The sequence below is a fragment of the Thermodesulfobacteriota bacterium genome, from assembly GCA_040756475.1.
Lineage (GTDB): Bacteria > Desulfobacterota > Deferrisomatia > Deferrisomatales > JACRMM01 > JBFLZB01.
On record JBFLZB010000009.1, the window covers coordinates 35,262 to 57,221 of the forward strand.

General features: G+C 69.7%; 18 protein-coding genes. 10 read left to right on the plus strand and 8 right to left on the minus strand.

The genetic code is table 11. The features are described 5' to 3' along the window. Position 1: 1 nt before the first annotated feature. The 6 genes from AB1578_02600 to rpsB all read right to left on the minus strand — a co-directional run bounded on the left by AB1578_02600 (position 2) and on the right by rpsB (position 4,447). Positions 2–790 carry a phosphatidate cytidylyltransferase gene (locus AB1578_02600; protein ID MEW6486786.1) on the minus strand — a complete coding sequence of 263 codons (789 nt, stop codon included), beginning with the start codon at positions 788–790 and terminating at the stop codon, positions 2–4. Next, positions 787–1,527 carry a polyprenyl diphosphate synthase gene (uppS, locus tag AB1578_02605; protein ID MEW6486787.1) on the minus strand — a complete coding sequence of 247 codons (741 nt, stop codon included), beginning with the start codon at positions 1,525–1,527 and terminating at the stop codon, positions 787–789. Before uppS ends, AB1578_02600 begins: the two co-directional genes overlap by 4 nt. A gap of 23 nt (positions 1,528–1,550) precedes the next feature. Beyond that, positions 1,551–2,117, minus strand: a complete 567-nt coding sequence (frr, locus tag AB1578_02610) for a ribosome recycling factor (GenBank protein ID MEW6486788.1) — start codon at positions 2,115–2,117, stop codon at positions 1,551–1,553. 4 nt (positions 2,118–2,121) lie between these two features. Next, positions 2,122–2,844 (minus strand): UMP kinase, encoded by a 723-nt coding sequence (gene pyrH / locus AB1578_02615; GenBank protein MEW6486789.1) that lies wholly within the window; start codon positions 2,842–2,844, stop codon positions 2,122–2,124. Positions 2,845–2,846: 2 nt separating this feature from the next. Beyond that, the gene (tsf, locus tag AB1578_02620; GenBank protein MEW6486790.1) at positions 2,847–3,500 is read right to left on the minus strand and encodes a translation elongation factor Ts; all 654 of its coding nucleotides are present in this window, start codon (positions 3,498–3,500) and stop codon (positions 2,847–2,849) included. Positions 3,501–3,661: 161 nt separating this feature from the next. Further along, positions 3,662–4,447, minus strand: a complete 786-nt coding sequence (gene rpsB, locus AB1578_02625) for a 30S ribosomal protein S2 (GenBank protein MEW6486791.1) — start codon at positions 4,445–4,447, stop codon at positions 3,662–3,664. 349 nt (positions 4,448–4,796) lie between these two features. Here rpsB and AB1578_02630 point away from each other — a divergent pair, with 349 nt between their 5' ends. Continuing rightward, on the plus strand, positions 4,797–5,069 hold the full coding sequence (locus AB1578_02630; GenBank protein ID MEW6486792.1) for an HU family DNA-binding protein: 273 nt from the start codon (positions 4,797–4,799) through the stop codon (positions 5,067–5,069). A gap of 342 nt (positions 5,070–5,411) precedes the next feature. Here the strand turns inward: AB1578_02630 and AB1578_02635 are convergent, their stop codons facing one another. Continuing rightward, a complete protein-coding gene (locus AB1578_02635; GenBank protein ID MEW6486793.1) occupies positions 5,412–6,488 on the minus strand; it encodes a peptidylprolyl isomerase in 1,077 nt (358 codons plus the stop codon). 313 nt (positions 6,489–6,801) lie between these two features. Here AB1578_02635 and AB1578_02640 point away from each other — a divergent pair, with 313 nt between their 5' ends. The 6 genes from AB1578_02640 (at position 6,802) to AB1578_02665 (ending at position 14,924) form a co-directional block, all read left to right on the plus strand. Next, on the plus strand, positions 6,802–8,817 hold the full coding sequence (locus AB1578_02640; GenBank protein ID MEW6486794.1) for a methyl-accepting chemotaxis protein: 2,016 nt from the start codon (positions 6,802–6,804) through the stop codon (positions 8,815–8,817). 330 nt (positions 8,818–9,147) lie between these two features. Further along, positions 9,148–10,482: a class I SAM-dependent RNA methyltransferase gene (locus tag AB1578_02645; protein ID MEW6486795.1), complete on the plus strand. Its 1,335-nt coding sequence runs from the start codon at positions 9,148–9,150 to the stop codon at positions 10,480–10,482. A gap of 99 nt (positions 10,483–10,581) precedes the next feature. Then, complete coding sequence (locus AB1578_02650) at positions 10,582–11,958, plus strand: sigma-54 dependent transcriptional regulator (GenBank protein MEW6486796.1); 1,377 nt, start codon at positions 10,582–10,584, stop codon at positions 11,956–11,958. Positions 11,959–12,053: 95 nt separating this feature from the next. Continuing rightward, the gene (locus AB1578_02655; protein ID MEW6486797.1) at positions 12,054–12,965 is read left to right on the plus strand and encodes an AEC family transporter; all 912 of its coding nucleotides are present in this window, start codon (positions 12,054–12,056) and stop codon (positions 12,963–12,965) included. Between the two features lie 25 nt (positions 12,966–12,990). Further along, positions 12,991–14,022, plus strand: coding sequence for an agmatine deiminase family protein (locus AB1578_02660; GenBank protein ID MEW6486798.1), 1,032 nt, complete (start codon positions 12,991–12,993; stop codon positions 14,020–14,022). Continuing rightward, positions 14,019–14,924 (plus strand): carbon-nitrogen hydrolase, encoded by a 906-nt coding sequence (locus AB1578_02665; GenBank protein MEW6486799.1) that lies wholly within the window; start codon positions 14,019–14,021, stop codon positions 14,922–14,924. The genes AB1578_02660 and AB1578_02665 overlap by 4 nt, the downstream gene beginning before the upstream one ends. Positions 14,925–14,977: 53 nt before the next feature. Here the strand turns inward: AB1578_02665 and AB1578_02670 are convergent, their stop codons facing one another. After that, complete coding sequence (locus AB1578_02670; protein ID MEW6486800.1) at positions 14,978–16,777, minus strand: methyl-accepting chemotaxis protein; 1,800 nt, start codon at positions 16,775–16,777, stop codon at positions 14,978–14,980. 239 nt (positions 16,778–17,016) lie between these two features. On the opposite strand from AB1578_02670, the gene AB1578_02675 reads away from it, so the two are divergent. The 3 genes from AB1578_02675 (at position 17,017) to AB1578_02685 (ending at position 21,885) form a co-directional block, all read left to right on the plus strand. Next, a complete protein-coding gene (locus tag AB1578_02675; protein ID MEW6486801.1) occupies positions 17,017–18,855 on the plus strand; it encodes an ATP-binding protein in 1,839 nt (612 codons plus the stop codon). Between the two features lie 103 nt (positions 18,856–18,958). Continuing rightward, complete coding sequence (locus AB1578_02680) at positions 18,959–20,305, plus strand: sigma-54 dependent transcriptional regulator (protein MEW6486802.1); 1,347 nt, start codon at positions 18,959–18,961, stop codon at positions 20,303–20,305. A 317-nt stretch (positions 20,306–20,622) separates the two neighbouring features. Continuing rightward, positions 20,623–21,885 (plus strand): ABC transporter substrate-binding protein, encoded by a 1,263-nt coding sequence (locus AB1578_02685; protein ID MEW6486803.1) that lies wholly within the window; start codon positions 20,623–20,625, stop codon positions 21,883–21,885. The last annotated feature ends 75 nt before the right edge of the window (positions 21,886–21,960 follow it).

The following is a 21,960-nucleotide window of genomic DNA, read 5'->3' on the forward strand; positions in this document are numbered from 1 at the left end:
GTCACCCACCCAGGCCCAGGATCGCGGCGTAGAGCGGCAGGGTGGGGAGGAAGCCGTCCACCCGGTCGAGCACCCCCCCGTGGCCGGGGAAAAGCGCCCCCGAGTCCTTGACCCCGGCGCACCGCTTGAGCAGGGACTCCAGGAGATCGCCGGTCTGGGCGACCAGGTTCAGGACAGCGCCCCAGAGGAGCCCCGTGCCCAGGGAGTGGGGCACCGGCAGCAGGACCGAGAAGACCCCTGCCACCGCCACCGCGGCCACGAAGCCGCCCGCCGAACCCTCCAGGGTCTTCTTGGGGCTCACCGCGGGCGCCAGCGCCGTCGCCCCCAGGGCCCGGCCGGTGTAGTAGGCGGCGGTATCCCCCGCCCAGACCACGCCGAGAAGAAAGAGCACCGGCGCGATGCCGTAGCGACGCACCCAGATCGCGTGTCCCAGGAACAGGGCCACCAGGAGCCACGCCCCCGCCGCTGCCCCCCAACGGCGCAGGGTGTCGGGCCCCGGCCCCGGCCCGAAGGCCCAAGCCCCCAGGTACACGAGCACTCCCAGGGCCAGGAGCGCCCCCGGCACGGCACCCGACCGGGAGAGGAAGGAGAGCGCGATCACCCCGCCCCACCCGGCCACGAAGAGCTCCTCCAGGGCGTTGGCATCGGGGCAGGCGAGCCGCCGTGCCTCCCACGCCCCGACGCCGGCCACGAGCGCCACGAGCACGCCGAACACCGCCACTCCCCCCAGGAGGAGCACGGCGAGAAACACGGGTCCGAGAACCAGGGCCGTCTTCACGCGGTCGCTCACGGGTCACCTCCGAGCACTTGTTCGGCGGTCAGGCCGAAGCGCCGCTCCCGCCGGGCGAAGTCCGCCAGGGCATCTCGAAACGCATCCTCCCGGAAGTCCGGCCACAGGGCGGCGGTGACGTAGATCTCCGTGTAGGCGATCTGCCAGAGGAGGAAGTTCGAGACCCGCACCTCGCCGCTGGTCCGGATGAGGAGATCGGGGTCGGGCACGTCGGGGGCATAGAGGCACCGCCGAAAGCCCGCTTCGTCGAGGGTTGCGGGATCGGCGCCCTGCGCCAGGAGCTTGCGGATCGCGGAGAGAATTTCGTCGCGCCCGCCGTAGGAGAGCGCCAGGATGAGATCCAGGTCGGCGCACGCCCGGGTCTCTTCCTCGGCCCGGCGCACCGCGGCCAGGCTCCGGGGGGGCAGCCGATCCAGTTCTCCGATGGCCCGCAGGCGCACGCCCTGCCGCTTGAGGGCGGGCACCTCCGCCGCCAGGAAGTAGCGCAGCAGGCCCATGATGGCCTGCACCTCCCGCGCCGGCCGGCCCCAGTTCTCCGACGAGAAGGCATACAGGGTGAGGTAGCGCACCCCGTACTCCCGGGCGGCGCGCACCACGGCGCGCACCGACTCGATACCCGCCCGGTGCCCCCGGTTGCGGTGCCAGCCGCGCTCCCGCGCCCAGCGGCCGTTGCCGTCCATGATGACGGCCACGTGCCGGGGCACCGCGGGCGACGGGAGTTCCGAAAGTTGGGTCATTTCGGGGGCCGATCTCCGAGGGCTCACACCTCGAGGATCTCGGCCTCTTTCTTCTTCAGGAGCTCGTCCGCCTTCTGAACATACTGGTCCGTGACCTTCTGGACCTCGTCCTTGGCACGCCGGGCAGCGTCTTCGGGCAGCGAGTCCTCCCTTTGCAGGGCGTCGAGCTGGGCATTGGCGTCGCGCCGCACGCCCCGCACCGCCACCTTGGCCTCCTCCGTCATCCCCTTGGCGACCTTCACGAGCTCCTTGCGCCGCTCCTCGGTGAGCTTGGGGATGGGAATCCGCACCAGGTTCCCGTCGTTGTTGGGATTCAGATCCATCTGGGACTGGAGGATCGCCCTCTCGATGGCAGGGATCATGGACTTGTCCCAGGGCTGGATCGCGATCAGCCGGGGCTCGGGAATCGAGAGGCTGCCCACCTGATTGAGGGGCGTGGGCGTGCCGTAGTAGTCCACCCGGATGCCGTCGAGCAGGCTCAAGCTGGCCCTGCCGGTGCGCACCCGGGCGAAGTTGCGCTGGAGGGCCTCCAGGGCCTTCTCCATGCTGGACTTGGATTCCTTCAGGACCGCATCGGGACCGCCGGCCATCGCATCAACCTCCTACCTTCGTTCCGATGTCCTCGCCGCAGATCACGCGGCGAGTGTTCCCGGGCTGGGTGAAGTCGTACACCACGATGGGAAGTGCGTTGTCGCGGCACAGGGAGATGGCGGTAGAGTCCATCACCTGGAGGTTGCGCTGCAAGACCTCCAGGTACGAGACCTGGCCGAACCGCACCGCGTCGGGGTGGCGCATGGGGTCCTTGTCGTACACCCCGTCCACCTTCGTCCCCTTGAGGATGGCTTCCGCCCCGATCTCCATCGCGCGCAGGCTCGCGGCCGTGTCGGTGCTGAAGTAGGGGTTGCCGGTGCCGGCCGCGAAGATGACGATCCGCCCCTTTTCCAGATGGCGGATGGCCCGGCGGCGGATGTAGGGCTCGGCCACCTGCTGCATGGTGATGGCCGACATGACCCGGGTGACGGCCCCGAGGCGTTCCAGGCTGTCCTGGAGCGCGAGGCTGTTCATCACCGTGGCGAGCATCCCCATGTAGTCGGCCGTGGACCGGTCCATGCCGCGCACCGAGGCGTTGAGCCCCCGGAAGATGTTGCCCCCGCCGATCACCAGGGCCACCTGTACCCCGAGGTCGCGCACCTCCACCACCTCGGAGGCCACGCGCTCCACCACGTCGGGGGAGATCCCGTACCCCTGGGAACCCATGAGGGCCTCCCCGGAAAACTTGAGGAGAACCCTGCGGTAGGCCGGTTTTCCCGGGGACACGCTCACCCCCCCTTGACCTGGGCGGCCACCTCGGCGGCAAAGTCTCCCGAGCGCTTCTCGAGCCCCTCCCCGAGCTCGAACCGCACGAAGCGGCGCACCCGGATGTTCTCGCCCACCGAGGAGATCCGCGCCTTCACGTAAGCCTCGATCGTGAGGTCCGGATCCTTCACGTAGGGCTGCTCGAGGAAGCAGTTCTCCTTGAAGAACTTCTCCAGCCGCCCCTGCACCATCTTCTCCACCACCTGGGGGGGCTTGCCCGACTCCGCCGCCTGCTCGCTCAGGAACCGGCGCTCCCGCTCCAGCTCGTCGGCGGGCACGGCCTCCCGATCGAGCCAGCGGGGATTCGACGCGGCCACGTGCAGGGCCAGGTTGTTGACGAAATCCCGGAACTCGGGAGTGCGCGCCACGAAGTCGGTCTCGCAGTTGACCTCGACGAGGACGCCGATGCGGCCGCCGCCGTGGATATATGCGTGAACGAGCCCTTCGGAGGCGATCCGGCTCGCCTTCTTCGCCGCATCCGCGAGCCCCTTCTTCCGCAGGAACTCCGCCGCCTTCTCCATGTCGCCCCCCGACTCCTGGAGCGCCTTCTTGCATTCCATCATGCCGGCTCCGGTCTTCTCCCGGAGGTCCTTCACCGCACTGGCCGAGATCGTCATGGCGTCACATCCTCGCGAAAAGAGCTGTCAGGATACAGAAAACGGGGCCGAGCCCTCCGCACGGCACGGCGGCAGGGCTCGGCGGAGTCTGCTCGTGGGGGCCGCCCCTGCACCCGCGTGCGGGAGGCGCAGTCGCCCCGGCTCCCCACCCCGCTGGCCGGCTACGCGTCCTCCTGCACCTCGTAGGTCTCCGTCGCGCCGGCCTCGCCCCCCTCCACGGGAGGCACATACTCTTCGCCCGCTTCCTGGGCGAAGAACTCCTGCTGCCGGCCCTTGCCTTCGAGCACGGCGTCGGCCACCTTGGACGTGAAGAGCTTGATGGAGCGAATGGCGTCGTCGTTGCCGGGGATCGGGTAGTCGATCAACTCCGGATCGCAGTTGGTATCGGCAACGGCCACGATGGGGATGCCCAGGCGGTTGGCCTCGCGCACCGCGATGTCCTCCCGGGCCGGGTCCACGATGAAGACGACCTTGGGCAGGTTCTTCAGGTCCTTGATGCCGCCCAGGGCGCGCTCCGCCTTGGCCTTTTCGCGCTGGATCTTGAGCCCTTCCTTCTTGGGCAGCAGATCCACGGTGCCGTCGCTCAGGATCCGTTCCATCTCCCGGTAGCGCTCGATGCTGCGCTTGATGGTCTGGAAGTTCGTGAGCGTGCCCCCCAGCCAGCGGTGGTTCACGAAGTACTCCCCGCAGCGCAGCGCCTCTTCCTGGATGATATCGGCCGCCTGGCGCTTGGTGCCCACGAAGAGCACTCGCCCGCCCTTGGAGACGGCATCGCGCACCACTTCGTAGGCGCTTCGAAAGAGCTTTACCGTCTGGGACAGGTCCACGATGTGGATCCCGTTGCGCTCCGTGAAGATGTAGCGCTTCATCTTCGGGTTCCACCGGTGGGTCTGGTGGCCGAAGTGGACTCCAGCCTCCAGCATTTCTCGCATCGTCGCTGCTGCCATGGACTTCCTCCGCGTGTGGTTTTGTGCCTCCGCCCCCTTCACCCCGCCTTCCTACGCCGGGACCACCCCAGCGCACCACCGGCAGTCGGGGGGCGTGCGAAATGCCAAGCGCGCATAGGTAGCACAGACCCCGCCGGACGTTCAAGGCAAAACCCCGGCCGCGGGGGCCGTCCCTTGGAATCGCCACGGAGCGTGCGGCCTGGCGCAAGGGCTCCCGGACCCCGACTTGCCACCCAGGTGGTGGATCGTGGCACATTGGAACCCTTGTCAAGGGCCGGCAATCCGGGTAGAGTTCGCCGCGTCATTCGGGAGAGGCGTCTTCTCCATACCACCTACCAGGAGGATGTCCATGAATAAGGCGGAGCTCATCCAGGAGATCGCGACCAAGGCAGGCGTCAAGGTCAAGGAAGCCGAAGACCTTCTGGACGCGTTGATTTCGGCCACAGAGGCCACCCTGGCCAAGGGGGACAAGGTCGCCATCACGGGCTTCGGCACGTTTGCGGTGTCCCACCGCAAGGCCCGCAAGGGGCGCAACCCCCAGACCGGCAAGGAGATCAAGATCCCCGCCAGCAAGACGCCCCGCTTTACCGCCGGCAAGGCGTTGAAGGACTCCCTGAAGTAGCGTCTCCCCGATCCGCGCATGTGAAGAGGGCGGCCCGCCGGGGCCGCCCTCGTTTCGTTTCGTGCCCCGGGATAATCCCGCAGGGAGACCCTGAGGGCCGGAAATCCGGAACCATGCGCCGGCGTCTTCCCCGGCCCTGGTGTATCCGCTTCGCTTGACCCACCCTACGACCGGGATGGAGGCAGCCCCCCACAGGCAATACTTGAACCACCAAGACACAAAGACACGAAAAATGCACACTGATCTTTTCCGGCATCTCCTTTGTGTCTTCGTGCCTTCGTGGTTCGAGGGTTTCGTGCCCTCCGGCGCGCCCAGGCCTCGATGGTCCGAGGCGCAGCCTCGCTAGAGGTGCGGGGCCACCACGTCGATCCGTGCCTCGGCCTTGAGCTCGTCCAGCCGGCGCTGCACGGCCTGATCCAGGGCTTGGGAGGACAGAAAGCCTTCGATCTGCTCCCGAACGTCGTCGAGGCTCTGCTTCGAAGCCTCCTTGCGCTCGGCGAGCCGGATCACGTGGTAGCCGAACCGGGTCTCCACCACCCCGCTCACCTGCCCGGGCTGAAGGGCAAACGCCGCCTCCGAGAACGGCGCCACCATCTGCTCGCGGGTGAAGAAGCCCAGGTCGCCCCCGTCGTCCTTCGAACCCGGATCCTCGGAAAACTCGGCGGCCAATGCGGCGAAGTCCTCGCCCGCGGCACACCGCACCTGGATTTCCCCGGCCTTCTTCCGCGCCGCTTCCTTCTCTTCGGGAGCCGCGTCCGGGGCAGACCGGATCAAGATGTGACTGCAGCGCACCTGCTCTGCGGTGGCGAACTTGTCTTCGTTCTCCTTGTAGAAGGCCGCGATGGCCTCCTCCCCCACCGAGACCTTGGGCGCGATCTCGGCCTCCACGAAGCGGCGCACCGAGGTCTGCCGGCCAATGAGGTCCTTGAGGTCGGCTTCCGTGAGCTGGTCCGATTCCAGGGCCTGCTGGAACACCTCGGGGCTGGGAAAACGCGCCCGGATGGCATCGAACTCGGCGTTCACCTGCTCGGCCAGGTCCTCCACCGGCACCTTGCGGCTCTCCTGGTACAGGAGCTCCCGATCGACCAACTGCTCCAGCACGTCGGCCTTCATCTGCTCGTTGGGCTCGGCGACCCGGCCGTGCATGCCGCCGCTCATCTGGGCGAAGTTGCGCATGTACGCCTTGAGCGCCCGATCGTACTCCGCCCGGGTCACGGGCTGGCCGTTCACCACCGCCACCGGGGCGCCGGGCCCGATCGTCCCGGCCTTCGGGGACTCCGAAACGACTGCCGGGGCGGGGGCTTGTGCCGTCGGCGGGGCAGCAGTCTTCTCGGTCTTGTCCTGGGCACAGGCGGAAGCCGCCAGCGCAAATGCCGCCACCGCGGCCAGGGCCGCGGTCCTCGTCCACATCGCGTGCATGGGAAGTGCTCCTGGGGTTCGGGTGGGGGAAGGCGCAAGGGTAGCAGGACCGGCCGGCCGGGTGCAACGGGTAGCTCGCCCTGGGTAGCGCCACATTGCGGCGCGCATCGCCCCGCAGGGGCCTTCTTTCCCGGAAAGTCCCGTGCTTCTTGGAAGCGCCAGCGACACCTCTCCACCTTTTCTTGAGGGGGTCTCAAGTATTTTTTGGACATTCCGATCAGGAAATGGAACGGACGCGCGGCGCAAGAACGATCCCCACCATGGGGGAGAGCTTCGCCGGTCCCCATCGCGGGGGGGAAAGGAGTCTCTCCCCATGGCGTCGCAACGAGCCCCCACGAAGGTCGCCACCAAGTTCGCCCTGATCCTCGGCGGAACCGTCCTCGTCTTCTTCCTGGCATTCGCGGCCTTCATCGCCCGCAAGGTGAGCACCGAGGCCGAGGACCGCGCCCGGGCGGAGCTGACCAACCAGGTCGCCATCCTTCTCGGGATGGTGGAGGTCTACGACCGCAGCCTCCGCAACGAGGTCGAGCGGCTCATGGGCGTCCTCCAGGCGAGCTTTCCCCAGCCCTTCACCATCGAGCCCGGCTCCCGCGTGGCCCTGGGGGACCTCCAGGTTCCGGTCTTGCTGCACGCAGCAGGGGCGGTCAACCTGGACTTCCGTGAGGTCGACCGCTTCACCGCCATGGCGGGAGCGGTCGCCACCGTCTTCGTGAAGACCGCAGACGACTTCGCTCGGATCAGCACGAGCTTGAAGAAGCAAGACGGCTCCCGGGCCGTGGGCACGCTCCTGGGAAAGGCGCACCCGGCGTACGAGGGCCTGATGCGGGGCGAACCCTACACCGGCAAGGCTCGCCTGTTCGGGCGCGACTACATGACCCGCTACGCGCCGTTCCTCGGGCCGGACAAGAAGGTCATCGGGGTCTTGTTCCTGGGTCTCGACTTCACCGAAGGCCTCGCGGCGCTCCAGGACCGGCTGCGCACCCTGCGCTTCGGAATCACGGGTAACGCCTACGTCCTCGACGCAAGCAACGGGTCCGGCAGGGGCTCGTTCCTGGTCCACCCCTCCCAGGAGGGCAAGGCCTTTTCGGCCTGGGCCGAGGCCGGCGCCGGAGAGCAGTTGCTGGCAGCCCCGAGCGGCACCGCGTCCTACGCCTGCGCCGACGGAACCCGGCGGATCGACGCCTTCCAGGCATACCCACCCTGGGGATGGGTGCTGGGGTGCGGCGCCGAGCAAGCCGAGCTCACCGCCGGGGCGCGGGGCGTGCGCAACGCGGTCGGTGCCGCGGGAGTCGGGGTGATGGCGGTGTTGACGGTCCTGCTCCACCTGGCGTCGCGGCGGTGGATCGGCACGCCGCTGAGCGCGGCGCTCGCGTTCGCCACCGGGCTCGCCGCCGGAAACCTCAAGGATCGCCTTCCGGTTCGAAGCCGGGACGAGCTGGGGCAACTCGCCGAGGCCTTGAACGGGATGGCCGAGACGCTGCGTCACACCATCGGCCAACTGGGCAACGCGAGCGCCGAGCTCGCGTCGATGTCCGTAGAGCTCTCGGCCAGCACGGCCCAGATCGCCAGCAGCAACGAGGAGGTCTCCGCCCAGTCCCACGTCTTCGCCACCGCCGTGGAAGAGATGAGCGTCACGGTCGACTCGACGGCCGACAACACCCGCCGGGTCAGCGAGGCCGCCGCCGATGCCCGCCGGGTTGCCCTGGAGGGCTCGGGGGTGATCTCCCAGGCGGTGGAAGCCCTGGGCTCCATCGCCGGCGAGGTGAGCCAGGCGGCGGAAACGGTCCTGGCCCTGGGCACCGAGTCCGAGCGGGTGGGAGCCGTGGTGGAGGTCATCGAGGACATCGCCGACCAGACCAATCTTCTGGCCCTCAACGCCGCCATCGAAGCTGCCCGGGCCGGAGAGCACGGCCGCGGCTTCGCCGTGGTGGCGGACGAGGTGCGAAAGCTCGCGGAGAAGACCATGCGGGCCACCCAGGAGATCTCGAAGACGGTGGGCTCGGCGCAAGCCCGAAGCCGGGGCGCGGCGGAGGCGATGGCCCGCACCCAGGAGATCGCCCGCCGAGGGACCGAGCTGGGGGCCAAGGCCGGACAAGCCGTGGCAGCCATCGAGGACCGGGTCGTCCAGGCGTCGGACCAGACCGAGCAGATCGCCTCGGCCGCTACCCAACTGAGCACGACGATCCGCAGCCTGGCCGGAAACACGGATCAGGTGTCCCAGGGCGTGTCGCAAAACAGCGGCGCGGTCGCCGAGATCGCCCGCACCGCGGACGCCGTGGCCCGAAAGGCGGAAGACCTCCAGGCGCTGACCACGCGCTTCCGGGTCTGACCCCGGGTGGTGGGCGTTCGCACCGAGAGAGCGTCGGGCTGACCCAGAATCCACCGCGACCCAAGGGGGCGGGGCCCGGGAGCCCTGGAGCGCAGCCCCGTGCCGCCTCGACCGGCCCGCGGCAGCCCGGCGAAATCGGTGCGGCTCGGCGCGCCGTCTCCCTTGGTGACGCTCCTTCCGAACGTCGCGGATTGCGGGGCGGAGCGCAGGGGCTCCCGGGCCCCGCTCGCCACTCAGGTGGTGGTTCGGGCCGACCGTCGGGCGTGGACCGGCCCCGAACCGGGGTGCTACTGTGAGGGGCCCACTCCCCTACGACTGTCTTCCGAGCACATGGCCACGAACCCACGCCTTCGCACCGTAACCCTCCAGATCTCTGCCCTGGCCGACGGGGGGATGGCCCTCGGCCACCTGGAGGGGAAGGTGGTGTTCGTGCCCCTGGGGGCCCCCGGGGATCGGGTGGAGGCGGCCATCGTCCGGGAAAAGCCCCGTTACGCACAGGCCCGCCTGCTGCGGGTCCTCGAGCCGTCGCCCGACCGGCGCGAGCCCCCTTGCCCCCACTTCGGGGTTTGCGGCGGGTGCCAGTGGCAGCACGTCTCTTACGGCGCGCAACTCGCGGGCAAGGCCGAGAGCTTCCGGGGTTTCCTCGAATCGCGTCTCGGCAGCCTCGCCCCCGGCCTCTTTCGCCCTGCCCTGGCCGCCCCGAGGCAGTGGGGCTACCGGAACCGCGCCGGCCTCAAGGTGCGTGCGGCCGGCGGGCGGGTGCTCCTGGGCTATTTCGCCCGGGGAACCCACCGGCTCGTCCCCATCGCGCGATGCCCGATCCTGGAGCCCTCGCTGCAAGCGTTCCTGCCGAAACTGGGAGACTTCCTCCAGGGCTTCCCACCGGCCCGGGGGGCGCTGCCCCAGGTGGACCTCCAGGTCGACGGAAAGGGGGGGCTCTGGACGATCTTCCACCTGCTGCGGGAACCCACCGGGAAGGAGCGGGAAGACCTGGGGAGATTTGCGGCGGCGGCGGGGGCGACGGGGGCCTGCCTCCAACTGGGGCGCAAGCACACCCTGGAGCCCCTGGGGTCCGAGGCGGAACAGCGCCGGATGCCCTTCCCCCTGCGCGCAGGGGGGCGGGACCTCGCCCTGGGCGTCTCGACCGGGGGCTTCGCCCAGGCAAACACCGCCGTGAACCAGGCGCTGGTGGACGAGGTGGTCTCACTGGGGGGTCTCTACGGGGGCCGGGACGCCCTCGACCTTTACTGCGGCGCCGGGAACTTCACCCTGCCCCTGGCACTCGCGGCCCGCTCGGTCGTCGGCATCGAGGGGTATCCGCCCGCCGCGAAGGACGCTGCGGCCAACGCCGCGGCCAACGGCTTGGGCAACGTGCGCGTCTTCCCCTCCGGAGCCGACGAGGGGCTGCGGAGGCTGGCGGCCGAAGGGTTTCGTCCCGAGTTCGCCCTCCTCGATCCGCCCCGAGAGGGAGCGCTCGAGGCTATCCCCCTTCTGGCGGATCTGGCCCCCGCCCACATCCTCTATGTCTCTTGTGCCCCGCCTACCCTTGCGCGGGACCTGGGGCTCCTGCGCGCCCGGGGCTACCGGCCCGAGTGGATCGTGCCCGCCGACATGTTCCCCCAGACGAGCCACCTGGAATCGGCCACGCTGCTGCGGCGCGGATGATCGGTGCCAGGAGGAGGGTCGGAGGCCTTTTGACAGGCCCCGGCGGGGTGCGTACTATGGCGCACTCCCATCCACCCGGCCGGAGGCGGCAGCACACCCATGCCCAGAGAAAAGGTCCTGATCGTCGACGACGAGTATCTGATCCGCTGGTCCTTGAGCGAGAACCTCAAGGAGGAGGGGCTCAAGTGCCTCACCGCCGAGACAGGGGAACAGGCCGTCGAGCTCTTCCGGTCCGAGCTGCCCGACGTGGTGATCCTCGACATCAAGCTCCCGGGAATCAGCGGCATCGAGGTGCTCGAGCGCATCAAGGAGGTGGAGCGCGACGTACCGGTCATCATGGTCACGGCCACGAGCCAGGTGGACGTGGCGGTAAAGGCCATGAAGCTCGGGGCCTACGACTACATCAGCAAGCCCTTCGATCTGACCGAGATCCGCACCAAGGTCCGCAACGCCCTGGAGAAGACCCAGCTCCAGCGCGAGGTCCACTACTTCCGCTCCCGCCAGGCCGAGAGCCACGGCTTCGACCGCATCATCGGCACCTGCCCCAAGATGCGCGAAGTCGTGGACATGGCCCGGCGCATCGCCCAGTCCGCCTCCACCACGGTGCTCCTCATGGGCGACAGCGGCACGGGCAAGGATCTCCTCGCCCAGGCCATCCACTACGAGAGCGCCCGGCGCGACCGCCCCTTCATGCCCATCAACTGCACGGCGCTGCCCGAGGAGCTCCTGGAGAGCGAGCTCATGGGCCACGAGAAGGGCGCCTTCACCGACGCCAAGAAGACCAAGAAGGGGCTCTTCGAGCTGGCGGACGGCGGCACGATCTTCCTGGACGAGATCGGGGACATGAAGATCGGGCTCCAGTCGAAGATCCTGCGCTTCCTGGAGGACCGCACCTTCAAGAGAGTGGGGGGAAAAGAGGACATCGAGGTGGACGTGCGGATCATCGCCGCCACCAACCGGGATCTGGAGGCCGCCATCGAGGACCGGTCCTTCCGGGAGGACCTCTACTACCGGCTGAGCGTCATCCCCATCACCCTGCCTCCCCTGCGGGAGCGCCGGGAAGACATCCTGCCCCTGGCCCGCCACTTCCTCGAGGGCTTCAACCGGGACTTCAAGACCTCGTTTCGGGGCCTGACCACGGACGCGGAGCACCTCCTCCTGCGCTACGACTGGCCGGGAAACATCCGGGAGCTCCGCAACGTGTTGGAGCGGGCCGTGATCCTCTCCTCGGGGGAAACCATCGACGTGGAGAGCCTGCCCTGGAAGATCAAGGGCGAACGCAAGCGGGAAGCCAAGGCCGGGGAGCCCGGGGTGGTGGTCCTGCCCGACACGGGCCTCGACATCGACGACGTGGAGCGGGAGCTCATCGTCCAGGCCCTGGCCAAGACCGACCAGAACCAGACCCGGGCCGCGCGGCTCCTGGGCCTCACCCGCGACGCCCTGCGCTACCGCATGAAGAAGTACGACCTGCTGTGAGCCCACGCCTCGGACACCCGTGTATCCGCGGGGCGCCGCGCCCCGGGGGGCGTCCGTTCGGCGCCCCCCGGAGGTCTTCGGGGGAGCGGTCCTGAATGGAGCCGCTCCTCCGGGTCCTGCCCGTCTTCGCGGTCATCCTGCTCGGTCTCGCGGGAAAGCGGCTCGGCCTGCTCCCCGACAGCTTCCAGGACCCGGCCAACCGGCTGGCCTACTACCTGGCGGTGCCGGCGCTGATCTTCCTCACCGTGGCCGCCGCCCCCTTCCGCGAGGTGTTTCGGCCCGACTGGATTGGAGCAGCCCTGGCGGCCACTATCCTGTGCTGGCTCGCGGCGCTGGCCCTGTCCCGGGCGCTCGGCCTCGCCCCCGGGAGCCGCGCCACCTTCGCCCAGGCCTCGATCCACTCGAACCTGGGCTACATCGGACTCGCCATCGCCTACTACGGGCTGGGGGACCGGGGGCTCCAGGTGGCCGGCGTCTTCGCGGCGTTCTTCATGCTGCTCAACAACGCCCTGTCGGTGGTGGCCCTGAGCCGGTACGGGCGGTCTGCACCGGGGCCGGCGGCGCTCGCGGGCCGGGTGGTCTTCCAACCGGTAATCCTGGCGAGCCTCGCGGGCCTGGCCTGGAGCTGGTTTCGCCTGCCCCTGCCGGGGCTCGCGGCCGAGACCCTGCGCATCCTGGGGAGCATGGGGCTTCCCCTGGCGCTGCTCCTCATCGGCGCCGGCCTGAGCCTGGACACCCTGCGCCACCCCTTGCCCGTGGGCGCGGCGGTCCTCCTGAAGAACCTGGCGCTGCCCGCCCTGGGGGCCCTCTTTCTCACCCTGGCGGGGGCCCGGGGCCTGGAACGCGCCGCTGCGGTGGTACTGCTGGGCTCCCCCTCCGCCACCCTCACCCTGGTCATGGCCCGGGAGATGGGGGGCGACGCGGGACTCGGTGCCGCGGCGGTCACCGCCAGCACGCTGGCGAGCGCCGCCACCCTCACCCTGTGCCTCGCGCTGGCCGGAGCGTGACCGAGGCGGCCTGGAGGGACGATCCGTGACCACCGCCCGCAGGCTTCCGGCCGAGTGGGAACCCCAGGACGGCGTCCTGCTCGCCTGGCCCCACGCGGCTACCGACTGGGCGCCCGTGCTCCCCCGGGTGGAGCCGGTCTTCGCGGAGCTCGCGGCGCGCATCGCCGAGGCCGGGATCGTCCTGGTGGCGGCGGCGGACCCCGCCCGCGCCGAGCGCGCCCTGGCCCACGCCCGGGTACCCCGGGACCGGGTGCGCCTCTACCCGGTGCCCACCAACGACACCTGGGCCCGGGACTTCGGGCCGCTCACGGTGGAGGAGGACGGGCGCCCCCGGCTCCTGGACTTCGGGTTCAACGGGTGGGGCCTCAAGTTCGCCGCGGACCGGGACAACCGGGTCACCCGGCGGCTCCACGAGCTCGGGGCCTTCGGCGCCACGCCCCTGGAGACCGTGGGGCTGGTGCTCGAGGGCGGGAGCATCGAGAGCGATGGCGCCGGGACGATCCTCACCACCCGGGAGTGCCTGCTCGGCCCCAATCGCAACCCGCACCTGGACCGGGCCGGGGTGGAGACCGCCCTGGGGCGCCACCTGGGGGCCGAGCGGGTGCTCTGGCTCGAGCACGGCCGCCTGGAGGGAGACGATACCGACGCCCACGTGGACACCCTGGTGCGCCTTGCGCCGGACGATACCCTGCTCTACGTGGCCTGCGACGATCCGGCGGACGGCCACTTCGCCGCCCTGGAGGCCCTGGCGGACGAGGTCCGCGCCCTGCGCACCCGCCGGGGCAGGCCCTACCGGCTCGTTCCCCTGCCCTGGCCCCGGCCTTGCTACGACGGGGAGGGGCACCGGCTGCCGGCCACCTACGCCAACTATCTGGCGATCGACGGCGCCGTTCTGGTCCCCACCTACGGAGACCCGAAGGACGCCGAGGCCCTGGATGCCGTGGCGGAGGGGTTTCCCGGCCGCCGCGTCATCGGCGTCGACTGCGCCCCCCTCATCCTCCAGCACGGGTCGCTGCACTGCGTGACGATGCAGCTGCCCCGGGGAGTGCTCCCGTGACCCAAACTGTCCCACCCTCCCCTCCCCTGTCCGTGGGCCTCGTCCAGCAGCGGTGCGGCGCAACCCGCGAGGAGAACCTGCGGCACTCCGAAGACGGCATCCGCGCCGCCGCGGGCCACGGCGCCCGGCTGGTGGTGCTTCCCGAACTCCACGCCGGCCCGTATCTGTGCCAGACGGAGGACGTGGCGCGCTTCGACGAGGCGGAGCCCGTCCCGGGCCCCACGACGGCGCGCCTGGGGGCCCTGGCCCGGGAGCTCGGGGTGGTGTTGGTGGCCTCGCTGTTCGAGCGGCGGGCTCCGGGCCTGTACCACAATACCGCCGCGGTGCTGGAGGCCGACGGGTCCCTGGCGGGGACCTATCGGAAGATGCACATCCCCGACGATCCCGGCTACTACGAAAAGTTCTACTTCACTCCCGGAGATCAGGGATTCTCGCCGGTGCAGACCTCGGTGGGAACCCTGGGGGTGCTGGTCTGCTGGGACCAGTGGTACCCCGAGGCCGCGCGCCTCATGGCGCTGGCCGGAGCCCAGCTCCTCGTCTACCCCACGGCCATCGGCTGGGACCCTCGCGATGCCGACGACGAGCGGGCCCGCCAGCGCGACGCCTGGATCACCATCCAACGCAGCCACGCCGTCGCCAACGGGGTCCCGGTGGTCGCCGCCAACCGGGTGGGCTTCGAGGCGAGTCCGGCAAACCGGGATGAGGGCATCCTCTTCTGGGGCTCGAGCTTTGCCGCCGGGTGCCAGGGAGAGTTCCTGGGGCTGGCGGGCTGCGACGACCAGGAGGTCCTGGTGACGGAGCTCGACCTCTCCCGCACCGACGCGGTGCGCCGCATCTGGCCCTTCCTCCGGGACCGGAGGATCGACGCCTACGCAGATCTCCTGCGGCGGTATCGGGACTGACGAGAAGGGAGGCCCCCGGCCCGCCCACCGGGGCGGCCTGAGACGAAGCTTCTCTAGCCCTCGGCCATGTCAGCGGGGCGCATACCTACCCGGAGCGCCCCCCAGTGCCTGCCGCCAACCCGGATCGGCAGGGAGAGGTCGTTCATGACCTCGCCGGTGTCGCGCGCGTAGGTCTGGAGCAGGAGCGAGGTCTCGTTGCGCGCCGCGCGGATGCCGGTCGGGTCGTCGAACTTCCTCCGGTCCCGGCTGTTCACCAGGTCGACCTGCCGGTCTCCCGTGACGGCGTGCGAGTACTTGCCGTTGTGGGTCGGGGCGTAGCCGTTGCGGTCCACGCACAGGGCGAAGGCGGCGCCCCGGATGTCGGCGAGCGCCTCGTCGTAGAGGGGTTGGAGCTCCCGCTGAAAGACGGGGGCGAACGCGGTGGCGTACTTGGGGGGATCGGTGCCGGGGACGGGCGCGTAGCGCTGGTCGAAGACGTCCACACCGCGACTCCAGAGCTCCTCGATCTTCGCCTGCATCCGGTCGCGGTGGCTCCGAGCCTTGCTGATCCCCTCCTCGAACGCGCCCCGGCCGACCCGAAACTGGGATACGAGCGACTGGAGCTCCTCCGTGACGCGGTTGAGGGACCGGGAAGACGTGCCGCACGCCTCCATGCGTCCGGCCACCTCCCTGCTCAACGTCCCGATGCGGGTCACGTTCTGGTGGGCCTGGAGGTTGGTGGCCGCCAGTTGTTCCATGGCCGTGGCCACCTGCGCCAGACGCGCGCTGGAGGCCTCCACGTCGCCCACCATGGCCTCGAACTCCCGGGCCGACTTCTCGACCACCTGTCGGGTCCGCCCCGACTCCGAGCTGATGGTGACCGTATCCTGGAGCACCTCCGCCGCCTGGGTCGCCATATTCTGGATGTTGCGCGATATGTCACCCGCCGCCGATTTGACCTTGTCGGCCAGCTTGCGCACCTCCTCGGCCACCACCGCGAAGCCGCGCCCCGCCTCGCCGGCCCGTGCGGCCTCGATGGCCGCGTTCAGGGCGAGGAGGTTCGTCTGGTCCGAGATGTCCGCGATCAAGCTCACGATCGCGCCGGTCTCGTGGGACGTGGCGTTGAGATGCTCCACCGCGGCCCGGAACGTGGAAAGCCTCTCGGTCACCGTGCCCAGGTCCTGAGAGGCCGCCTGGAGCTCTCGGAAGGAGCTGCGCACCGTCTCGAGGGTGCGGACCGTGGCATCCGCCATGTGCTGGAGCCGGGTGGAGGAATCCTCGATGGCCTTGGTGGACTCATGGCTGCCCTGCACGATCGTCTCGGCCAGGTGGTCCTGTTCCCCCACCTTCCCCGCGGAGTCCGCCACGCGCCGGCCCACCTGGGCCGACTCGACGGCGATCGTCATCCCCATGGTGCGTATTTCCGAGATCAAGCTCCGAAGCTGTTCGGCAAACGCGTTGTAGGCGGAGGCCAGGGTCCCGATCTCGTCGCAGGTGATCACGGGAATGCTGGCGGACAGATCGCCGCCGCCCCTGGCCAGCTCCTGCAAGTGTGCGATGCTCACCCGGATCGGCCTCACGATGAGGAAGCGAAGAAAGAAGAAGGCAAACGTCGCCGCGGCGAGGGAGACGGCGTAGATCGCGAGGGTGAGGAGCAGGTACCCGTCGAGAAAGGACTGCACCTGGGAGACGGCCTCCGCGTCCACCCCCCGGCAAAGCAGCAGGGCAGGCACGCCCTCGCGGCACCGATAGAAGACGAGCACGCACGCCCCCTGAAGGAGGACGAGGAAGAAGAGGTTTCCCGCGAGCTTTCGGCTCAGGGTCTGGAAGAAGCGGCTCTCGACGGCGTCGTACATCTTCTTGAGCAGCTGCATGTGGCGGGGTCCCCTGGATGGCGAAGGATGGGCGGTGGTCGGGGCACTTCCTCCTCATCGGCAGGAAGCGGTTGGTCCATAAGCCCGATCGGGAATACACCCTGCGCTGTGACCCCCGGCAGCCGGCTTCTTGACCGGGGAACGCCGTGCTTGCTAGCCTCCCTGCGGCAAACGGCAGTTGAGACGACGCCCCGCGGCCCCGCCGCGACGAACCCATCCCCGGAGCTGCCGTGAAGCGCATGCTCTCCCCCAGCCCCTCGGCGCTCTTCGCGGTGGTGGTCCTGGCGGCTCTCCTCCTCATGGGGTGGCTCCTGTGGGCCACCGCGGCCCTGCGCAGCGAGGCCCGGGAGCGCTTCTTCGAGCAGTACAACCGCCAGCAGCTCATCCTCGCCCAGCAGGCGGCCCGAACCATCGAAGAGGTCTTCGCCACCTTCCGCAGCAACCTGGGTCTGGTGGCGGGGCTCTTCGACGGCGGCGAGGTGGACCGGGACACCGCCGCCCGGGCGGCCGGCAGCCTCGCCCGCATCTACCAGAGCCTGCGCGGCACGCCGCTCATCGACCTGGTGGTGTTCGACCGGGAGGGGACCGTGGTGGCCATCGAGCCCCCGGACGAGTACACGCTCGGCCGCAACTACGCCTGGCGGGAGTACTTCGCCTGGGCCCGCGACCGCGGCCGCCCCGGCGAGATGCACCTCTCCCCCTTCATGCGCATGGAAGGCGGGCAGCACCGGGGGCAGAAGGCCCTGATCGTGGCCGAGGGCATCTACGGGGCCGACGGGTCGTTCCAGGGGGCAACGACCTTCACCCTGAGCTTCGACGAACTGGCTCGCCAGCACGTGCTCTCCCTGCGCATCGGGCAAGACGGCTACGCGTGGCTCGTGGACAGCCAGGGGGAGACGGTGCTGGTGGATCCCAGGGGGGCCGTGGGCGGCCAGGGTTTCGACGAGGCCTTTCTCCCCCGCTGGCCCAAGCTCCACGCCCTCCTCTCCTCCACCCGGGACGGCCGGCCCGGGATGGACTGGTACGATTTCGTGGACCCCGCGGACCCTGGGGCCGAGGTCCGAAAGCTCGTGGGCTACGCTCCGGTGCGGCTGGAGGAGCGCCTGTGGACCCTGGGGGTGTGCACCCCGGTCCGGGAGGTGGAGGCGCTCCTGTCGTCGCTCCTTCGGCGCCAGGAGCTCCTGGCCGCCGGCGCCGTGGCCGCGGTGCTCGCGGGCGCCGTGCTCCTGAGCGGGCTCCTCCTCACCTGGAACCGGTCGCTCTCCCGGGAGGTGGCTTCCCGCACCCGGGACCTCACGGAGGCCCGCACCCGCCTGGAAGTGACCTTCGACGAGCTCCTGGCCGCGCGAAAGCTCGGCGCGGTGGGAAACCTGGCCCTGGGGCTCGCCCACGAGATCCGAAACCCCCTGTCCTCGATCCGGATGAACGTCCAGATGATCCGCAAGAAGGTGCCGGGAGAGGCCTCGTTGCAGGAGCACTTCGGGATCGTGGAAGCCGAGATCCTGCGGCTCAACCGGCTCCTCAACGACCTCATGGGGCTCGCCCGCCCCCGGGCTCTGCGCCTGGAGGCGGTGGACCTGGGGCCCCTGGCGGAGAAGGTGCTCGCCCTCGCCCAGGGGCGCCTGGAGGCGGGGGGGGTGCGGGTGGAGCGCAGGCTCGAGGGCGCGGGAGCACCCGTGGTCTGCGACCCGGAGCAGATCGAGCAGGTCCTGTGGAACCTGGTCCTCAACGCCGTGGAGGCCATGGAGCGAAACGTGGGCCGCCGGGTGCTCACGGTGGCCGTGCGGCGCTCCGGGGGCTGGGCCGCCCTCTCGGTGACGGACACCGGGCCGGGAATCCCCGAAGCCGACCGGAGCAAGCTCTTCGATCCCTTCTTCTCGACCAAGGCCGGGGGCGGGGGCCTGGGGCTCTCCATCGTGGAGAGCATCGTGCTCCACCACGGGGGCCACGTGGCGGTGGAGAGCGCGCCCGGCGCCGGCGCGACCTTCACCCTCACCCTTCCCGCCGAGGGGCGGGACTTCGACGCAGAGCCCGTGAAAGAAACGTCGCGAGCAGACCGGAGTGCGAGGCGCGCGTGAGCGAGCGACGAGACATATCTCTGAGATAGGCGAGGAGCGAGGGAATGCGCAACGAAACAATCCGGTCGCGCAGCAGATGGTTTCGCGAGCTCGGAGCGACTCGATGAAGACCGTACTGGTGGTCGACGACGACCAGGCCATCCGCCGCACCCTGGAGCTCCACCTGCGGGAGGAGGGGTTCGCCGTGGAGACGGCCGCCGACGGCGAGGAGGGGGTGCGAAAGGCGCTGCGGCCCGAGACGAGCCTGGTGCTCCTGGATCTGCGCCTCCCGAAGCTGCCGGGCTTCGACGTGCTCCAGCGGCTGCGCCGGGAGCGACCGGCCCTGCCGGTGGTGGTGGTCACGGCCTACGACGACATGCAGACCGCCATCGAGGCCATCCGCCACGGCGCCGTGGACCACCTGGGCAAGCCCCTGGACCTGGAGGAGCTCGACGAGGTCATCCGCCGAGCCCTGGAGGTGACCGGGCTCGCCCAGACCGGCTTCGCCTTCTGCGAGACCCCCGACGCGGAGTACCGCGACCACGCCATCGTCGGGCGCAGCCGGGCGATGAAGCGGGTGTACAAGGCGATCGGCGCCGTGGCGGACTCCAAGACCACCGTGCTCCTCCAGGGGGAGAGCGGCACGGGCAAGGAGCTCGTGGCCCGGGCCATCCACTTCAACAGCCCGTTTGCCGCCCGGCCCTTCGTGGCGGTGGCGTGCTCGGCGCTGGCCCCGTCGGTGCTCGAGAGCGAGCTCTTCGGCCACGAGCGCGGCGCCTTTACCGGGGCCTATGCGGCCAAGCCGGGCAAGTTCGAGCTCGCCCAGGGAGGAACGCTCTTCCTCGACGAGATCTCCGAGGTCTCCCCCGACATCCAGGTCAAGCTCCTGCGCTTCCTCCAGGAACGGGAGTTCGAGCGGGTCGGCGGTATCGAGACAATTCGGTCCGACGTGCGGGTGGTGGCCGCCACCAACCGGGACCTCTCCGCCCTGGTCTCGGAGGGGCGCTTCCGGCAGGACCTCTACTACCGCCTGCGGGTGGTGGCCATCGAGCTCCCGCCCCTGCGAGAGCGCCGGGAGGACCTGCCGCTCCTCGTGAAGTTCTTCCTGGAGAAGATCGGCCGCGAGGTGGGCAAGATCGTGGACGTGGTCCCCGAGGAGGCCATGCGCCGCCTGGCGGGGCACCCATGGCCCGGCAACGTGCGCGAGCTCGAAAACGCCCTGCGCCGTGCCATCCTCCTCTCCCCGGGGGGCGTGCTGGTGCCCGAGACCCTCCAGCTCGACGACTCCCTCGAGGCCAACCGCCTGCCGCTGCTGGTCAAGACCCTCCAGGAGGTGGAGAAGGAGCACATCGAGAACGTGCTGCGCTTCACCGGCTACGAGAAGAAGCGCGCCGCCCAGATCCTCGACATCTCCCGCCCCACCCTGGACAAGCGCATCCGCGACTACGGCATCCGCCTGCGACCGGCCTGAGCCCCCGCCGGTTCTCCCACGGCGCGGCGCCGGGGAACCGATCGCCCCCGGGCCCGCCCCCCAAGGGCCGGCGGCCGAGACCGCTTCCACCAGGCCCCCTCGGCCTGCCGGGCACCCTTCTTTACACGCACCCTCGTTTCTTTACACGGCCGCCTACCATGAATAGAACGCTCTTTGAAACAATCCCGGCACAAATCCTTTGCGGACGGGCATTACCATCGAATCTGAAGGGGACTCTCCACCTTCCGCGGGCTTGGCCCCTCCCTTGCATACCGTCGTTTGCTCACGAGCCACCCCCCTCGCAAAGGAGACCGAGCATGAACAAGCTGCGCACCGCCTCCCTGGGTCTGGCGGTTTCGGCCGCCATCGCCTGTGCCGCCGGCCCCGCCGCCGCGGCAGAGCCCATCAAGCTCGGGGCACCTCTCGCTACCGCCTTCCTCTACGGTTGGGCTGCCGAACGGGGCATCCGGCTGGCCGTGGACGAGATCAACGCCGCGGGCGGCGTGAAGGTAGGGGGGGAGACGCGGCCGATGTCGGTGGAGGTCATCGACACCCGCGACCTGGAGCCCGGCGTCCCCGTCGACGACGCCATCAAGGCGGTAGAGCGCCTCATCCTCCAGCGCAAGGTGGACTTCCTCGTGGGCGGCCCCGTGCGCTCCGAGGCGGCGCTCGCGGTGCTCGACCTCCTGAGCCAGCACAAGAAGGTCTCCATCGTCTCCACCGGGGTGCTCTCTCCCGCCTACCACAAAGCGGTGGAGAAGGACTACGAGAAGTACAAGTACGCCTTCCGCATCTCGAGCGAGATCGTGACCCTGGCCCAGGACCTGCTCCAGGTGTTCGACAAGCTGCGCGCCGACCACAAGCTCGAGCGGGTCTTCATCATGGTGCAGGACGTGGCCCACGCCCGCGGCGCCGGGTCCCTGGTGGAGAAGCTCCTCAAGGAGAAGGGCTTCCAGGTGGTGGGGCACGAGATCTACCCCACGGGGAACACGGACTTCGCCCCGGGGCTTTTGAAGTCGCGCAAAGAGAACGCACAGGTCCTCTTCATCTGGATGGACATGCCCGAGAGCGCCATCCTCATGAAGCAGTGGAAGAGCTTCCGCCTCACGAGCCTTCCCCTGGGCTTCATGTCGGCGGGCGAGCAGCCGGGCTTCTGGAAGGCCTCCGACGGCAACGCCGAGTACGCGGTGGTCAACCTGGTCAACGGCGGCAACGCCCCGGCCCAGATCACCCCCTGGACCATGAAGTTCGCCCAGGCCTACGAGAAGCGCTGGGGTCTGGAGCCCGAGGGCTACGGCGCGAGCTCCAGCTACATGGCAGTCTACGCCCTCAAGGACGCCATCGAGCGGGCCGGCACCCTTGCCCCCGACGCCGTCGTGAAGGCCCTGGAGGAGATCGACCTCATGGGCGTCTATGGCCGCATCCGGTTCGACCCCAAGACCCACCAGGTGATCCCCTCCACCGACCCCAAGGAGGGCGCCGTGGGGTCCTTCGTCCAGTGGCAGGACGGCAAGCGGGTGGTCTTCTGGCCCGAGGCCGGCGCGGTGGGGCAGCTCCAGCTGCCGCCGTGGATGAAGTAAGGCGGTTGCGGGTTGCCCGTGGTCCGTTGCCCGTTGGAGTTGGGGGACCGGCGAGCTGAAGGCTCTCCGGTCCCC

Coding starts and splice junctions, on each gene's coding strand:
- AB1578_02655 (MEW6486797.1), top strand. CDS start 12,054: ATGGAGCCGCTCCTCCGGGTCCTGCCCGTCTTCGCGGTCATCCTGCTC.
- AB1578_02650 (MEW6486796.1), top strand. CDS start 10,582: ATGCCCAGAGAAAAGGTCCTGATCGTCGACGACGAGTATCTGATCCGC.
- AB1578_02685 (MEW6486803.1), top strand. CDS start 20,623: ATGAACAAGCTGCGCACCGCCTCCCTGGGTCTGGCGGTTTCGGCCGCC.
- uppS (MEW6486787.1), bottom strand. CDS start 1,527: ATGACCCAACTTTCGGAACTCCCGTCGCCCGCGGTGCCCCGGCACGTG.
- rpsB (MEW6486791.1), bottom strand. CDS start 4,447: ATGGCAGCAGCGACGATGCGAGAAATGCTGGAGGCTGGAGTCCACTTC.
- AB1578_02680 (MEW6486802.1), top strand. CDS start 18,959: ATGAAGACCGTACTGGTGGTCGACGACGACCAGGCCATCCGCCGCACC.
- AB1578_02670 (MEW6486800.1), bottom strand. CDS start 16,777: ATGCAGCTGCTCAAGAAGATGTACGACGCCGTCGAGAGCCGCTTCTTC.
- AB1578_02635 (MEW6486793.1), bottom strand. CDS start 6,488: ATGCACGCGATGTGGACGAGGACCGCGGCCCTGGCCGCGGTGGCGGCA.
- AB1578_02645 (MEW6486795.1), top strand. CDS start 9,148: ATGGCCACGAACCCACGCCTTCGCACCGTAACCCTCCAGATCTCTGCC.
- AB1578_02675 (MEW6486801.1), top strand. CDS start 17,017: ATGCTCTCCCCCAGCCCCTCGGCGCTCTTCGCGGTGGTGGTCCTGGCG.
- AB1578_02640 (MEW6486794.1), top strand. CDS start 6,802: ATGGCGTCGCAACGAGCCCCCACGAAGGTCGCCACCAAGTTCGCCCTG.
- frr (MEW6486788.1), bottom strand. CDS start 2,117: ATGGCCGGCGGTCCCGATGCGGTCCTGAAGGAATCCAAGTCCAGCATG.
- tsf (MEW6486790.1), bottom strand. CDS start 3,500: ATGACGATCTCGGCCAGTGCGGTGAAGGACCTCCGGGAGAAGACCGGA.
- AB1578_02630 (MEW6486792.1), top strand. CDS start 4,797: ATGAATAAGGCGGAGCTCATCCAGGAGATCGCGACCAAGGCAGGCGTC.